Here is a 14,374-nt window from a genome sequence, read left to right as displayed (position 1 = left end):
TTGCCACACCACCTGCAGCGGGACGATGTCCTGCCCTGATCCCGACACGGAACGAAGAGGTGAGTCATGTGGAAAACGATGGCAACGCTGTCGCTCGCGCTGGCCTGCGCGCTGCCGGCGCTCGCAGCGGAACCGCAGCGTACGGTGAGCGGCAGCACCGTCACCTCGACGCACGATCCGAAGATACGCGTCGATCTGCCAGCCACCGCGACCTACGTGGGTTCGGATCGCTGGATGCTGCTGGGCTTCGACGATTGCGAGATGCACGTCTTCGTGGACGCCGGACCCGACAAGCGCATCCAGCGCCTGTACTGGGTGCAATTTGAGGCTTACATACCCGAACGCCCTGAACTGCACCACGACTACTCCGGCTCGCGCCATATCACCATCAACGGCCTGGACTTCTATCTCGACACTTGGGTGCAAAGCGCCGAACAGCCGGCCGAGAAGGACTCCGATGGCGACCATCAGCGTCGCCTGCTCGCCGCCAAGGGCTATCAGCGGCCAGCCAATGCCATGTATGTGCGCCTCGTGCATCTTCCCGATGACCAGAAGCGCAAGGAGCTGATGGTGATCTATGGCGAGGATCTCGCCCCTACCGGTTTCACCGCAGCGCAACTGGGTGAGCACGGTACGGCGCACGATCGTTGGCCGGCGATCGAAAAGGCCTTGATCGCTCGCGCGCAACAACGCGTGTCGTTCAGCCCGTAAACGAAAACACCCCGGCGCGCCGGGGTGTTTTCATCGCGGGTATGGCGATAGCTCAGGGCGACTTGTCGCTGCCCGGATGCGACACAAAGCGCGGCGGCGTGGCCTCGTTGGCGAACTGCCAGGTGCTCAGGTAAGCCAGTTTGAGGATCTTGGCCATCTTCGGATAGTCGATCTTCTCGGCCGTATCGCTGGGGTGGTGATAGTCCGGATGGAAGCCGGTGAACCACCAGAACGCGGGCACATTGTGCAGCACGAAGGGGAACTGGTCGGAGCGGAAGAACACGTTCAAGGCGTATTCGTGATCGAAGCGATCGTCCAGCACCAGGCCCACGTCCCCATTGGCCTTGGCCACCGTACGCTGGTAGTCCGGGCTGTACGCGGCACCGATCAGGTTGAGGCGATTGCTGGTATCGGCGGGAATCTCGATCAGGCCGTCGGTCTGCGGGCTGGGCTTCTCGTCGCGGCCGATCATGTCGAAGTTGATCATCGCGCGCGTGGTGTCGAGAGGACGCAGCGGGTGCGCGGCGAGATAGTACGCGCCGAGCAGGCCACGTTCTTCAGCGGCAAACACCGCGAACAGGATCGAACGCCTGGGCTTGGTCGGGTTGGCGGCGAAGGCACGGGCGAGCGTCACCACACCGACTGTCCCCGACGCGTTGTCGTCGGCGCCGTGCCAGATCTTGTCGCCGGCCTGGCCGTCGTGATCGTGGTGGGCGCTGATGATGATGGTCTCGGGCGCCAGCTTCGGATCGCTGCCTTCGATCAATCCCACCGCATTCCAGGTAGTCGCTTCACGGCGCGAGCTGTTCTTCAGGTGCAGGCTGATGGTGGTATCGGGCAGGGCTTGCGAGCGCGGCTTGAGGTCGCCATCAATGCCGGACTGCAGTGCCTTGGCTGTGTTGCCACTGGTGCTCAGCAGCGCGTCCTCGACCTCGGCGGAGATCACCATGCTAGGGATATGGACCGGGCTGTCCGCCAGCGCCTGGGCGGGAATCGGGTTCGCCGCGTGCTCAGCCTGGTGGCCGATGCGCTTGCGCACCTCCAGCTGCGAGGGATGGTTATGCGAGGGCTCCGGCGCCAGCAGCACCGCCACCGCGCCGTGCTCCTGCGCATTCAACACCTTCACGTAGCCGGTCGCGTAGCGCGTATTGCCGGTGCCATTGAAGATCGACTTCGGATCGGTCTCCTGCGGCTCGTGATCGAACACCACGACGACCTTGCCCTTCACGTCGAGGCCGGCGTAGTCGTCATAACCCAGCTCCGGCGCGGTGATGCCGTAGCCGGCAAACACCACGGGCGCGGAGACGTCCTGATCGGTGGGAAAGGCGCCGGAGACTTCCGGATCCTTCCATTCGGTCTCCTTGCCGGCACGCTTGAGCGTCAGGCGCGTGGCCTTGCCATCAGGGCGATACTCGATCAACGGCACGGCCTGCAGAAAACTCGGCTGGCCTTGCGCATCGGTCGCCGCAGGCTTCAAGCCGGCCTTGGCAAATTCCGAGGCGATCCACTGCACCGACGCATCGTCACCCGGCTGCAGCGAGAGACGCCCTTGCAGGGCATCCGACGCCAGGAAGCTGATATCCGCACGCAAGTCGCCCGGGCGGATCTGTGCAAGGCCAGGCTGCTCCGGTGCGGGAACCGCGGCCAGCGCGGTGGTGGTCAGACTCGCGGCTAGCGCGAAAGCGAGAAACGTGCGGGACATGGACGCTCCAGTGGCGCGGACGGCATCGTCCGGGGGGTGTGGACTGGGAGGGTGCCACGCCCGCCGGGATCGATCAAACCAGACCAACGTCGGATCGCGCCCTGCCCCGCACGGTCCAACTCAGTTTTCGCGACCGCCCATGAAGTCCGGCTCGCCATTGGCCTTCCAGTGGAACGGCATGATGTAAGGCGCGCGGCGTGCAGTGCACTTCCAGTCCGCGCCGCCATTGGCGTGGAAGATGATCCAGTCCTGCTTGCCGTCCTGCGATTTGAAGAAGCCATTGTGCCCCGGCGCATAGAAGCCTCGCGCCGGCGAACTGGCGAGCGCCTGCGTGGGCGATTTGCGCCATGACGCAGGGTCGAGCAGGTTGGCGTCTGCGGCGGCGCTCAGCAGGCCCAGCGAATAGCCGTCCGACCAGCACGCGCTGGCGGAATAGGTGAGGAACACCTGCCCGCGCGGACCTTCGATGAACTCCGGCGCCTCCAGGATCTTGCGGCCGCCCTGCATCTCCCATGCATAAGTGGGATGGGCGATATCCACTTGCGGCTCGCCCAGCGTCCACGGATTGCTCATTGGCGCGATGATCAGGTCGCTGTGATCGTCGACATAGGCGGAATAGACAAAGTAGCGCTTGCCGGCATGATCGAACACGGTGCCGTCGATGCCGGTGAGATGCGTCTTGAGCATGCCTTTGTCGATCCACTCGCCCTGGGTGGGATCGCTCGACGCATTCTCCAGCACCCACACGTGGCGATGCGCGTCGTCGTCATGCGCCTTGTCGGACGCTGAGTAATACAGGTACCACTTGCCGTCCAGGTAATGCAGCTCGGGCGCCCAGATCGAATGGGAGTTGGGACCTTCGGCCGGCGGACGCCACACCACCACCGGCGTGGCATCGGCCAGATGCGCCATGTCGGTGGTCTTGCGCAGCGAGATGCGGTTGCCTTCGGTGCTCGTGTAGTAATAGACGCCGTCGCGCTGCGCTACCCACGGGTCGGGCCCGGACGGCAGCAGCGCATGCATGGTGGCCGGCGGCTGCGCATGCGAGGCCGCGATCAGCAACATGCCAGCGATGGCGGCGAACGTGCGCTTCACGGCTGACCCGCCGTGGCGGCATCGCCGTCGATCTGCAGATAGTCGACGTCGACCACGTGGGCGCCGCCGTCCACGTCGATGGTGTTGAACCCGGGCAACAAGGACGCCGAGATGTTCTCGAGCAGCCAGCCGTCATCCGTCTTGGTGAGGTTGGCATTGGCAAGACGCGCACCATTGACGACGATCGCAGGCTGCGCCGCCAGTCCGAGATCGGCGTAGCGCACACGCAGCGCGTGTTCGCCGCCCGTACTGTTGACCACGAAGCGCAGGCGACCTTCGGGACCCGCACTCAGGCGCGCCTTGCGGAAACTGGACGCCTTTCGATCCGGCACGGAGACCGCGCCGGTGAACTGCGCGTCTTCGGCTTCGTAGCGATTGAAGTTCAACTTCGCCGTGTTGAACAGGATTTCGTTGTGCTTGACACTGGTCGGCGCCTCGGGCGACGACGAGGTGGTGACATGCAGCATGCGGCCGTCATCACGCAGCAGCAGTGCCTGCGTCCAACCCGCATGGATATTGCCGGTGCGCTTTTGTACCGGTGCACGTACTTCCCACCATGGGCCGCGACCGGAAGCGTTGTTCCAGTACAGCGAGCGGCCGCCTTCATCCGCACCGCCGCCGCCGCGTTCCGCGGACACCACAATGACGCCTTCGGGACCGCCCAGCGGGAACCACTGAACCACGGGACACGCGGCGGGCCAGAAGCCCGAGAGCGTCATCACCGGTTCGCCGTGGCGTTGCGGATCGCCCCAGTCCAGTCCGTCGCGACTGAACTTGATGAACACCTGGCCATTCCTGGGCCCATCGATGTTCTCGTACGTCATGGCATAGCGATGGTCGCCCAGGCGCGTGACGATGGCCATGCCGGGGCGCTCCACGCCACCGGGTATCGCCACATCCAGCACTTCCTTGCCCCAATGCTTGCCGCCGTCGTCGGAGACCTTGTGTCCCAGCGCCTGGTTATAACCCTCGGCCTTGTGCTGCTCGGTGGAGTAATAGGCCACCATGCGGCCGTCGTCGAGCACGTGGATATTGGATTCCCACACGCCCTTGTTGTCCTTGTCCTCCGGCCGCCCGCCGCCCTTGATGATGGAGCTGCGGTAATGCCAGGTCTTGCCGGCATCGGTGGAGGTATACATTTGCAGGTCTTCTTCGTTCACCCTGCCCTGCGCATCGTTGCCGGTGGCGTTGGCCGAGAGCACCAGCGTGCCTGCCGGCAGATCGCCGCTCGCGCGCTGCAGTTCAGTGATATGCGGTTGCCAGCGCAGCTGCCAGTTCTTGTCCTTGCTGTGCGTCTGATCGGCGACATTCATGAGGAAGCGCCAATGATCGCCACCGTCGCGGCTTTCCCACAGCGGAATGCCGTTCATACCGTCCTGTTCGAACGCCATCAGCAGGCGTCCCTTGTCTTCCGGCGAACCGTGCTCGATGCGCGTGATCGACACATAGCCCGAAGCGTCCGCCAGATGCGTGCCCACGGCGGGTTCAGGAGCATCCTGAGCGGTCGCACGGGTGGACAGCAACGTGGCGATGCAAACGGCCAGCGTGGACAAACCTAACGTCAAGCGAGTCATGCACGGAATCCCGGTTCACGCCTGCAACGGCGCACGATGAGTGAGCCTCCCAAAAAAGGAGGCGGGAAACGGCATGTCACTACCGTTCCCGCCAAGTGGGAGAGGATTACATCTTGAAGCGCACGCCCAGGCCGTAGGTGCGGTCCTGGTAACGGATGTCACGCGGGCGGGTGTCGCCATCGCCCCAATACTGATGCAGGTTCGCGCCAAGGATATTGGTCGCGTTGAACACTACGGTGAAGTACTTGTTGATGTCGTAACCGAGCGAGAAGTCGACCTGGTTGGCCGGCTTGATCTCGTCGTTCACGCCGGCCACGGTGGGCTGGTTGAAGCCATCGATGAAGCGGCTGCGGTAGTTGTAGGCCAGTCGTGCGGACCAGCCGAACTTTTCATACATCAGCACGGCATTGCCGTTGTTCTTGGACACGTTCTGCAGCGGCGAGGTGACCACCGGCCCGCCGATGAACTGCGGCGAACGCGTGGAACCTTCGATATAGGTGTAGTTGAGCTGCATGCCCAGGCCGTTGAACGGTTCAGGCAGGAAATCGAAGAACTGCTGGTACGCCACTTCCGCGCCATCGAGGTGACCCGAACCCGCACTCTGCGGCGAATTGAGCTGGAACGGCTGGCCACCGATGGTCACATCCGTCACGTAGTTCTGGATGTAGCCGTTGATATCGCGATAGAACACGCTGCCGCTCACGTAGCTGGCCGGACCAAAGTAATACTCCAGCGCCGCGTCGTAGTTGTTGGAGCGAATCGGCTTCAGGTCCGGATTGCCGCTGCTCGCCACTCCGGCGCGATTGATCGTGCCCGGGTTGAGCGACAGCGACGGGTTGAGCTGGCCGAAATCGGGATACGTCAGCGTCTTCGCCGCCACCAGGCGCAACTGCAGGTTGTCCTTGATGTGCAGGTTGAAGCTGAGGTTCGGCAAGTACACCGGCGAGTCGGTCGAATCGGACAGCGGCGAGTACACGTTGGTGGAAGCGTCATACGAGAACGCATCGAGGTTGCGCTTCACGCGTTCGATGCGCATGCCCATCAGGCCATCGAACGGCATGCCCCACAGCTCGTTGCCGTAACCAAACTGGAAGTAGCCCGCATAGGACTTCTCGTCGATGTGATAGAAGCGGCCCGGATTCTCCGCCGCCAGACCGGTCGGCACGCCGTACAGCGTGCGAATCGCATCGGCATTGTTGGTCAGGTAATTGAAGCAGCCACTGAGCCACGGCTGCGGGATCGCATTGGTGGTCGGCTGGCTGCAGAAGTAGCCGCTGGGGAAGCGCGCAATCACCTGGTTGGCCGGATTGGGATTGAGCGAGATATCTCCCGTGCCACCCGGCGGCGGCGTGGATACTTCAATGCTGCCGTTGTACTGCGCCTTGTGATCAGAATAACGCAGGCCGAAATCCACGTACTGGAAGAAGCTGCCGTTGATGTCGTAGTTGCCGTCACCACGCCACGCCGTCTGCTTGCCGCGCTGGTTGTTCCAGGTCTGGAACAAGCCGTTGAGGTAGTAGTTCGACGGATCGTTGGCCGGGTTGCCCGCAAGCTGCCAGTTCTGCGCGCCGTTCCAGACCGTTGTGATCGGCGCCTTCAGGAAGGTGTCGACAATAAAGGTCTGCTCATGGAACGAGGACGAGTTGAACGACAGGTCGGTCGACAGGTTCAGGCGATCGCCATGCCACTTCGCGCCGATCGAGTTCTGGATGTCGTGGCCCCACTCCTGGTGCGCCTGCGTACTGGTGGCCGCATAGGTGTTGCCGGTCCAGCTGCCGCTGGCCGCGTCGCAGATGGTCTGGCCGTAATAGGTGGAACCGGTCAGCTGATTGGCGTAGCAGTTATTGGTGACCTTGATGTTCTGCGGATCGACCGAGCCCACCGGGAAGCTGAAGAAGAACGGCTGGTTGTAGTTATCCGAATCCCAGTCATACAGGCCTTCGACATAGATCTCGGTGCTGTCGTTGGGCTTCCACTGCAGCGCGTAGTTGAATTCCTGACGCGTGCGGTCGCCGATGTTGTAGTCGGCGCCGAAGCCGTTCGGGGCGGAAATGAGATTGCCGCTGGACGTGCGCACGGGTGCGCCGGAACCATCGGTGAGCACCTTCGGGAAGTCGTCCCATACGGCGTTATAGGCGTAATGCTGGCGGTCGTAGCCCACATTCATCAGCGCGCCGAACTCGCCCAGGTCGGTCTTCCAGCGATCGCTGAGCAACACGCTGCCCGAGGGATCGGTGTGGTCGCCGTACTTGCTGTGCGTCTCGTTGACCGTCGCGGCCACCTTGCTGCCGTCGAAATCGAACGGGCGGAACAGCTGCATGTCGACCATGCCGGCGATGCCGCCGTCGGGCAGGCTGGCCTCGCTGGTCTTGTACACCTGCACGGTCTTCACCGCCGTCGCCGGCAGGTTCTGGAACGCGAATGCGCGACCGACACCGCTGAAGATTTCGCGGCCATTGAGCGTCGTGATCACGTTGGGCAGGCCACGGATCACCACCGAGCTGGTCTCGCCCTGGAAGCCCTGCGCCACCTGCACGCCGGTGATGCGCTGCAGTGCGTCGGCGACGCTGTTGTCCGGCAGCTTGCCGATGTCTTCGGCCACGATCGAGTCGGTGATCATGCGCGAATCCTGCTTGAGCGTCTGTGCGCTCTGCAGGCTCTCGCGCAAGGGCGTCACCACCACGCCCGACAGATTCACCGCGTCTTTCTGCTGTGCGTCGGAGGCGGTGGCGGGCTTCTTCGGTGCATTCGCCGGTGGATTGGTGGTGTCCGTCGACTGTTGCGGATCGGCCGGCGCGGCCGGTGCATCGGCAGCGTGCGCGACGCTGAACGATGCGGCGATGGCGGCTGCCAACAAGGTTCTCTGGATATGTGTGCGTATCATGGAAAGCCTCCCCTCAGAGGTCATGGCCCGCCAGCTCAGCCGGCGGCATCGTTATTCAGGACGCCGTCGTTCTCCGCGACGGCGCTAGAAGTTGAAAAGACGGCGCCGCCTCAGCGGACGGCACCCGCCGCTTGCATCGGAAACGTCACTGCATCCGCCGGCACCGTGCCGCGCGGCGCGTGCGACAGCGAACGAAGGATGTCGATCTCGCGCTGGCGATAAGGCTTGCCATCGGCATAGAACAGGTCGTGGAACCACAAGGTGGGCGGCGCCATCGTGTACGGGCGCTGCCACGAATCCCACGGCATATTGGTCTGCGACTTGCCGAGCACGAAGCCCCAGTTGACCATGCCCACGTCGGCCTTCTTGGCGATGGGCAACACGCCGTCGATGGTGGATCCGTTGCCGCGCGCCATGTATTCGGTACAGATCAACGGACGTCCATACGTCTGCAACTGCTTCACGCGACCCGCAAAGGTTTCCGGCCAGCTGTAGTCGTGGAAGCTGATCACGTCGGACTGCTCGAGCTGGGTGCGCTCCACCGCATTGAGCTTGGCCGGATCGGTCCAGTCGTCGTCGTGCCAAAGACCACTGGTGAGCGGCTGCACTGGCGCGGTGCTGCGCGCCCAGGCGAATACCTGCGGCAACAGCGCGGCTACGTGGTTGATCTTGTCGGCCGGCTCCTTGGCGTCGTAGTTGCCGCCACCCGGATTGTCCGGTTCGTTCCACACGTCCCACGCCAGGATGCGCTTGTCTTTGGCGAAGCTGCCCACGATGTCCTTCACGTACTGCTCCAGGCGCGGGACCTGGCTGGGATCAGTCATCGCCACGCCCGGGCTCTGCACCCAGCCGGAGTTGTGCACGCCGGGGATCGGCGGGTGCTGCGGGCCGAGCTTGGGCTCCGGATCCCAGCAGGAATCGAACAGCACGAAGATCGGCTTGATGCCGTGCTTGTCGGCGATGGTGAGGAAGGTATCGATGCGCTTCTTGAAGCCCGCCGCATCCTGCTGCCACAGCAGGTCGTGCAGGAACACGCGCATGGTGGTCATGCCGGCCTGCTGCGCCCAGCCGAACTCCTGGTCGATACGCGCGGGATCAAACGTGTCGGCCTGCCACATCTCCAGCTGATTGATGGCGTCGGACGGCAGATAGTTGCTGCCCAGCGGCCACTGCTGCCTGGCGTACCAGGTCTTGGCCTCGGCAGGCGTCCAGCGTTGCGACGCGTCGCGCGCATGGGACGGCGCGGCGATCGTTGCCGCCAGACCCAAGGCCACTGCCAAAAATGCGTACTTCATCAGCTCTCCCTCGATGCCGTCGCGCTTCATGCAGCGACGTAGTAGTTGCGCATGGACGCCTTGTTCGAAGACAAAGCGACCCTACGAGCGCCCTCGCGGGCGCCCTTGTTTCGAATGTTCGATAGGTCAGTGCGCTCCGCGCGCCGACTCGGTGGTGAACTCGTACACGATCAGGTTGCGGTACTCATGGCCCGGCTCCAGCCGTGCCGATCCGAACGACGCCTGATTGGGCGTATCCGGATAAAGCTGCGGTTCCAATACAAACGCGTCGCCCTGGCGATACACATGACCACCCGTGCCCACGGTGGTGCCATCCAGGAAATTGCCCGAGTAGAACTGCAGGCCTGGCTTGCTCGACTTCAACGTCAGCACGCGACCGGATGCCGGATCTTCCACGCGCGCAACCATGCGCAACGCAGGTGCTTCGTCCTTGCTGATCACCCAGTTGTGGTCATAGCCATGACCATTGAGCAACTGCGTGTCGTTGGTACGGATGTCGCGGCCAATGGGCTTGGCCTGGCGGAAATCGAACGGCGTGCCGGCGACGTTGCGGATCTCGCCGGTCGGAATGGAACCAGCATCGACCGGCAGGTAAGCGTCGCCGGCGATGGTGAGGCGATGGTCCATCACGCTGCCCGAGCCTTCGCCGGAAAGATTCCAATAGGCGTGGTTGCTCAGATTGACGATGGTCGTCTTGTCGGTGCTGGCGCGGTAATCGATGGAGAGACGGTTCTGCTCGTCGAGCGTGTAAGTCACCATGGCGGTGAGCTTGCCGGGATATCCCATGTCGCCATCGGGACTCTCATAGCTCAGCGTCACACTGGCCTTGCCGGCATCGTGCTTCACCTCGCCCACGGTCCACAGCACCTTGTCGAAACCCTTGCTGCCACCGTGCAGGGAATTGACGCCGTTGTTCACCGGCACGCTATAGGCGTGGCCGTCGAGGGTGAACTTGCCCTTGGCGATGCGATTGGCGTAGCGGCCGACGGTGGCGCCGAAATATTGGGGATTGCTCAGGTAATCAGCGAGCGACGAATAACCCAGCGCGATGTTCGCGCTCTTGCCGTTGCGATCGGGCGTGGCCAGCGACTGGATGCTCGCACCCAGCGCGATGATGCGCGCCTGCATGCCATGGCCGTTGCTCAGCACCACCGCATCCACCTTGCTGCCATCGGGCATGCTGCCGAAGGTCTCGCGCCTGGCGTCAGCCGCATGCGCGGCCATCGACAAAGTCGCCAGGCCAAGAATCGAAGCCATCAAACCTGCGCGCTGCATGTCCCTGGTGTCCCCTTCGCCGTATCACGATGGAGCGCATGCAATCACATTGTATGATTATCGTGCAAGTGTTCATCGGCACCGAATTTTTTCTTGGTGCGATGCGACATTGCGTGAAGTGGCATGCTCGAAAAAACCAAAAGCGGCGCTTTCATGCGATGTTCGGAGGCGAACACGGCGACGCTGGGGACGTCATGCGGATGAGAACTTTCTGCATTGCGTCATCGCATGTTCCTGCCAGCGCACACCCGGCCGGGACCAACGCACCAAAAAATCGCTGCGGACACCTTGGCATCAGCGGGCCAAGTTGCTTATAGTCCGTTTGTATGACAATCGAATCGGGCGCATCTAATATGCCTGCACGCGCACGGATCACCCTTCGTCAGGGCCAGGGGTAAGAGGATTTCATGAAGAAGCCGATCGCAGTTCGCAGCCTGTACGGGCATGTCATGCACGAGATCGGGCTGCGCATCGTCAGCGGCAAGGTGAAGCCCGGCGAGATCCTGCCGCGCGAGGAAACCCTCGCCGAAAGCCTGCAGGTCAGTCGTACCGCCTTGCGCGAGGCCCTGAAGGTGCTGTCGGCAAAAGGCTTGATCGAATCACGCACCGGCGTTGGCGCCCGCGTGCTCGAGGAGCGCTACTGGAATCAGCTGGACGCCGACGTGCTGGCCTGGCGTTGTGCCTCCATGCCCACCGACGACTTCGTGGACAAGCTGGTGGAAATGCGCGAGATCATCGAGCCGGCCGCCGCGGCTGCCGCTGCGCGTCGACGTACGACGACACAGCTGGCGCATATCGAAGAGGCGTACAACGCCATGGACGCCGCACAGACGCTGGACGAGTGGTCCACCGCCGACCTGATGTTCCATGACGCGGTGTTGCACGCCACCGGCAATGAGTTGATGCAGTCGCTGTTCTCGGTGATCGAAACGGCGCTGGGCACCTTCTTCACCTTGTCCGCACGCAGCGCCAGCGATTTCAAGTATTCGCTGCCCTATCACCAGAAGGTGCTCGAGGCGATCAAGCGCAAGCAGCCGGAAGTGGCGCGCAAGACCATGCTGGCGATGATTGCCGACTCGCAGACCAACCTGCATCGCAGCCGCGGCAAGGCGCGCAAGAAGGCCAGCGCGTGAACACCGCGCTTATCGGCCTGGACTGGGGTAGCACGCAGCTGCGTGCCTATCTCTATGACGGTCAGGGCCAGGTGCTGGAGAAGCGCACGTTCTCGCACGGCATCCGCCATCTTCCCGAGGGCGGCTTTCCGGCCGCCTTTGCGCAGGCCGTCGAACACTGGCCCGAGCTGCCGGTGCTGGCCTGCGGCATGGTGGGCAGTCGCAACGGCTGGCTGGAAGTGCCTTATCTCGATACGCCCACCAGCGTCGATCGGCTCGCCGGTGCGCTGAGCACGTTAGCTGCCGATGGCCGCACGCTTCATCTCGTGCCGGGCCTGCGCGATCCCGCGCGTCCCGATGTGATGCGTGGCGAGGAGACCCAGGTCGTCGGCGTCGTTGCGCAATCGCCGGATGTCGCCGGCCATGGCTGCCTGTTGCTGCCCGGCACGCACAGCAAGTGGGTGTCGCTGCGCGATGGCATGGTGACTGGCTTTGCCACCGTGATGACCGGCGAGCTGTTCGGCCTGCTGACCCAGCATTCGATACTTGGCGCGCAACTGCCGCCCGCCATCGATGACGACAACGCGTTTCGTCGCGGCGTCTCGATGGCGCGCGACAGCGGCGCGGCCGGCGCGCTCTCGTGCGTGTTTTCGGCGCGCACCCTCATGCTCGACGGCGTGCTTGCCCCCAGTTCGGTGACCGACTACCTGTCCGGCCTGCTGATAGGCGACGAAATGCGCATCGCTATCGCCGCCGGCTGGGCCGATCCATCGTCCAGCGTGCACATGGTGGGCGAAGGTGCGCTATGCGATCGCTACCTCAAGGCAGCGGCGATGTTTGGGCTCACCGTCCACAAGGCGCCCGATGCCACCACCTCGCACGGCCTTTGGCGCATCGCCGAAGCCGCCGGCCTGATCCCCACGCAAGCAACGGCATAAACGCATGAAGTCATGGCTTGATCCACTCCCCCTCGTCGCCATCCTGCGCGGCCTGACGCCCGACGAATCGGTGGAGATCGGCCGCGTGCTGGTCGACGCCGGTTTTCGCATGCTCGAAGTGCCGCTCAATTCGCCGCGGGCGTTCGACAGTATCCGTCGCATGGTCGACGCACTGGGCGATGGCTATCTGATCGGTGCAGGCACCGTGCTCGACCCTGCCGACGTCAAGAACGTGGCTGATGCTGGCGGCCGCCTCATTGTGATGCCGCATGCCGACGTCAACGTGATTCGCGCGGCCAAGCAGGCAGGCCTCTATTGCGTACCGGGTGTCGCCACACCAACGGAGGCGTTCGCCGCGCTTGCCGCCGGTGCCGATGCGCTCAAGCTGTTCCCTGCCGAACAAGCCAGCCCCGCCGTGCTCAAGGCATGGCGCGCGGTGCTGCCCAAGGATCTCGCGGTGCTGCCGGTCGGCGGCATCGCGCCCGACAACATGGGACCGTGGCTGGCCGCCGGCGCCGGCGGCTTCGGCATCGGTTCCTCTCTCTACGCTCCCGGCCGTCCGGCCAGCGATGTCGCGGCGCGCGCACGCGCGTTCGCCGACGCCTGGCGCAGCCACTCTGATGCACAAGGATCGCATGCATGAAGATCACCCGCCTCACCACCTTCCTGGTTCCCCCGCGCTGGCTGTTCCTGCGCATTGAGACCGATGCGGGCATCGTCGGCTGGGGTGAGCCCATCGTCGAAGGGCGTGCACACACTGTCGCTGCGGCCGTGGATGAGTTGTCCGACTACCTGATCGGCAAGGACCCGCGTCATATCGAAGACCTGTGGAATGTGATGTATCGCGGCGGCTTCTACCGCGGTGGCCCGGTGCTGATGAGCGCCATCGCCGGCATCGACCAGGCGCTGTGGGACATCAAGGGCAAGGATCTGAACCAGCCCGTGCATCAGCTGCTGGGCGGCCCGGTGCGCGATCGCATTCGCGTGTACTCGTGGATCGGCGGCGACCGCCCGGCCGACACGGCGCGTGCCGCGAAGGAAGCCGTGGCGCGTGGCTTCACCGCGGTGAAGATGAATGCCACCGAAGAACTGCAATACGTCGACACCTACGACAAGGTCGAGCTGGTGATCGAGAACGTGCAGGCGATCCGCGACGCGGTGGGCCCGCATATTGGCATCGGCCTGGATTTCCATGGCCGCGTGCACAAACCGATGGCCAAGGTGCTGATGCGTGAACTCGCCCCGTTCAAGCTGATGTTCATCGAGGAGCCGGTGCTGTCCGATCACCTCGAAGCGCTGCCGGAACTGGCCGCGATTTCGCCGGCGCCGATCGCGCTGGGCGAGCGCCTGTACACGCGCTACGACTTCAAGCGCGTGCTGCAGATGGGCGGCGTGGACATCATCCAGCCCGATCCCTCGCACTCGGGCGGCATCACCGAAACGCGCAAGATCGCCGCCATGGCCGAAGCGTATGACGTGGCACTGGCGCTGCACTGCCCGCTCGGCCCGATCGCGCTTGCTGCGAATCTTCAGCTCGATGCGGTGTGCCACAACGCCTTCATCCAGGAACAGAGCCTGGGCATCCACTACAACGCCGGCAACGATCTGCTCGACTATGTGAAGGATCGCAGCGTGTTTGCCTACGAGGATGGTTTCGTCGCCATTCCGAATGGACCCGGCCTGGGCATCGAGGTCAACGAAGCCTACGTGGCCGAGCGCGCCGCCGTGGGTCACCGCTGGCGCAATCCGATCTGGCGCCATGCCGACGGCAGCGTGGCGGAGTGGTAA

General features: G+C 63.7%; 11 protein-coding genes. 5 read left to right on the top strand and 6 right to left on the bottom strand.

Translation table 11 applies throughout. From position 1 onward, the window contains the following. The first annotated feature begins 66 nt into the window (after window positions 1-66). Entirely contained in the window at window positions 67-711 is a 645-nt protein-coding gene (locus AC1DKY_RS09155) for a hypothetical protein (RefSeq protein ID WP_441602828.1), read from the top strand. Window positions 712-763: 52 nt separating this feature from the next. On the opposite strand, the gene AC1DKY_RS09150 is transcribed toward AC1DKY_RS09155, so the two are convergent. The 6 genes from AC1DKY_RS09150 to AC1DKY_RS09125 form a co-directional block, all read right to left on the bottom strand. Then, a complete protein-coding gene (locus tag AC1DKY_RS09150; protein ID WP_441602827.1) occupies window positions 764-2,413 on the bottom strand; it encodes a M20/M25/M40 family metallo-hydrolase in 1,650 nt (549 codons plus the stop codon). Between the two features lie 120 nt (window positions 2,414-2,533). Next, window positions 2,534-3,508: a glycoside hydrolase family 43 protein gene (locus AC1DKY_RS09145; RefSeq protein ID WP_441602826.1), complete on the bottom strand. Its 975-nt coding sequence runs from the start codon at window positions 3,506-3,508 to the stop codon at window positions 2,534-2,536. After that, on the bottom strand, window positions 3,505-5,082 hold the full coding sequence (locus AC1DKY_RS09140; RefSeq protein WP_441602825.1) for an exo-alpha-sialidase: 1,578 nt from the start codon (window positions 5,080-5,082) through the stop codon (window positions 3,505-3,507). Before AC1DKY_RS09140 ends, AC1DKY_RS09145 begins: the two co-directional genes overlap by 4 nt. 106 nt (window positions 5,083-5,188) lie before the next feature. Then, window positions 5,189-7,966 (bottom strand): TonB-dependent receptor, encoded by a 2,778-nt coding sequence (locus AC1DKY_RS09135; RefSeq protein WP_441611445.1) that lies wholly within the window; start codon window positions 7,964-7,966, stop codon window positions 5,189-5,191. Between the two features lie 110 nt (window positions 7,967-8,076). Further along, entirely contained in the window at window positions 8,077-9,261 is a 1,185-nt protein-coding gene (locus AC1DKY_RS09130) for a glycoside hydrolase 5 family protein (RefSeq protein WP_441602823.1), read from the bottom strand. 126 nt (window positions 9,262-9,387) lie between these two features. Next, window positions 9,388-10,518 carry an aldose epimerase family protein gene (locus AC1DKY_RS09125; protein ID WP_441602822.1) on the bottom strand — a complete coding sequence of 377 codons (1,131 nt, stop codon included), beginning with the start codon at window positions 10,516-10,518 and terminating at the stop codon, window positions 9,388-9,390. A gap of 425 nt (window positions 10,519-10,943) precedes the next feature. On the opposite strand from AC1DKY_RS09125, the gene AC1DKY_RS09120 reads away from it, so the two are divergent. Genes AC1DKY_RS09120 through dgoD form a run of 4 tightly spaced genes read left to right on the top strand, consistent with a single transcriptional unit; the run spans window position 10,944 to window position 14,374 of the window. Beyond that, window positions 10,944-11,669 carry a FadR/GntR family transcriptional regulator gene (locus AC1DKY_RS09120; protein WP_441602821.1) on the top strand — a complete coding sequence of 242 codons (726 nt, stop codon included), beginning with the start codon at window positions 10,944-10,946 and terminating at the stop codon, window positions 11,667-11,669. Beyond that, window positions 11,666-12,586 carry a 2-dehydro-3-deoxygalactonokinase gene (locus AC1DKY_RS09115; RefSeq protein WP_441602820.1) on the top strand — a complete coding sequence of 307 codons (921 nt, stop codon included), beginning with the start codon at window positions 11,666-11,668 and terminating at the stop codon, window positions 12,584-12,586. Before AC1DKY_RS09120 ends, AC1DKY_RS09115 begins: the two co-directional genes overlap by 4 nt. Window positions 12,587-12,590: 4 nt before the next feature. Next, window positions 12,591-13,229 carry a 2-dehydro-3-deoxy-6-phosphogalactonate aldolase gene (locus AC1DKY_RS09110; RefSeq protein ID WP_441602819.1) on the top strand — a complete coding sequence of 213 codons (639 nt, stop codon included), beginning with the start codon at window positions 12,591-12,593 and terminating at the stop codon, window positions 13,227-13,229. Further along, complete coding sequence (dgoD, locus tag AC1DKY_RS09105) at window positions 13,226-14,374, top strand: galactonate dehydratase (RefSeq protein WP_441602818.1); 1,149 nt, start codon at window positions 13,226-13,228, stop codon at window positions 14,372-14,374. Before AC1DKY_RS09110 ends, dgoD begins: the two co-directional genes overlap by 4 nt.

Source organism: Dyella sp. 01N448, from assembly GCF_056399225.1.
The sequence above is the reverse complement of the archived record's forward strand: the minus strand, read 5'-3'. Positions and strand labels throughout refer to the sequence as shown.

Bases quoted from the DNA above. Each gene is read 5' to 3' on its own strand.
- AC1DKY_RS09110 (WP_441602819.1), top strand. From the start codon at position 12,591: ATGAAGTCATGGCTTGATCCACTCCCCCTCGTCGCCATCCTGCGCGGC.
- AC1DKY_RS09155 (WP_441602828.1), top strand. From the start codon at position 67: ATGTGGAAAACGATGGCAACGCTGTCGCTCGCGCTGGCCTGCGCGCTG.
- AC1DKY_RS09140 (WP_441602825.1), bottom strand. From the start codon at position 5,082: ATGACTCGCTTGACGTTAGGTTTGTCCACGCTGGCCGTTTGCATCGCC.
- AC1DKY_RS09130 (WP_441602823.1), bottom strand. From the start codon at position 9,261: ATGAAGTACGCATTTTTGGCAGTGGCCTTGGGTCTGGCGGCAACGATC.
- AC1DKY_RS09135 (WP_441611445.1), bottom strand. From the start codon at position 7,966: ATGATACGCACACATATCCAGAGAACCTTGTTGGCAGCCGCCATCGCC.
- AC1DKY_RS09125 (WP_441602822.1), bottom strand. From the start codon at position 10,518: ATGGCTTCGATTCTTGGCCTGGCGACTTTGTCGATGGCCGCGCATGCG.
- AC1DKY_RS09120 (WP_441602821.1), top strand. From the start codon at position 10,944: ATGAAGAAGCCGATCGCAGTTCGCAGCCTGTACGGGCATGTCATGCAC.
- dgoD (WP_441602818.1), top strand. From the start codon at position 13,226: ATGAAGATCACCCGCCTCACCACCTTCCTGGTTCCCCCGCGCTGGCTG.
- AC1DKY_RS09150 (WP_441602827.1), bottom strand. From the start codon at position 2,413: ATGTCCCGCACGTTTCTCGCTTTCGCGCTAGCCGCGAGTCTGACCACC.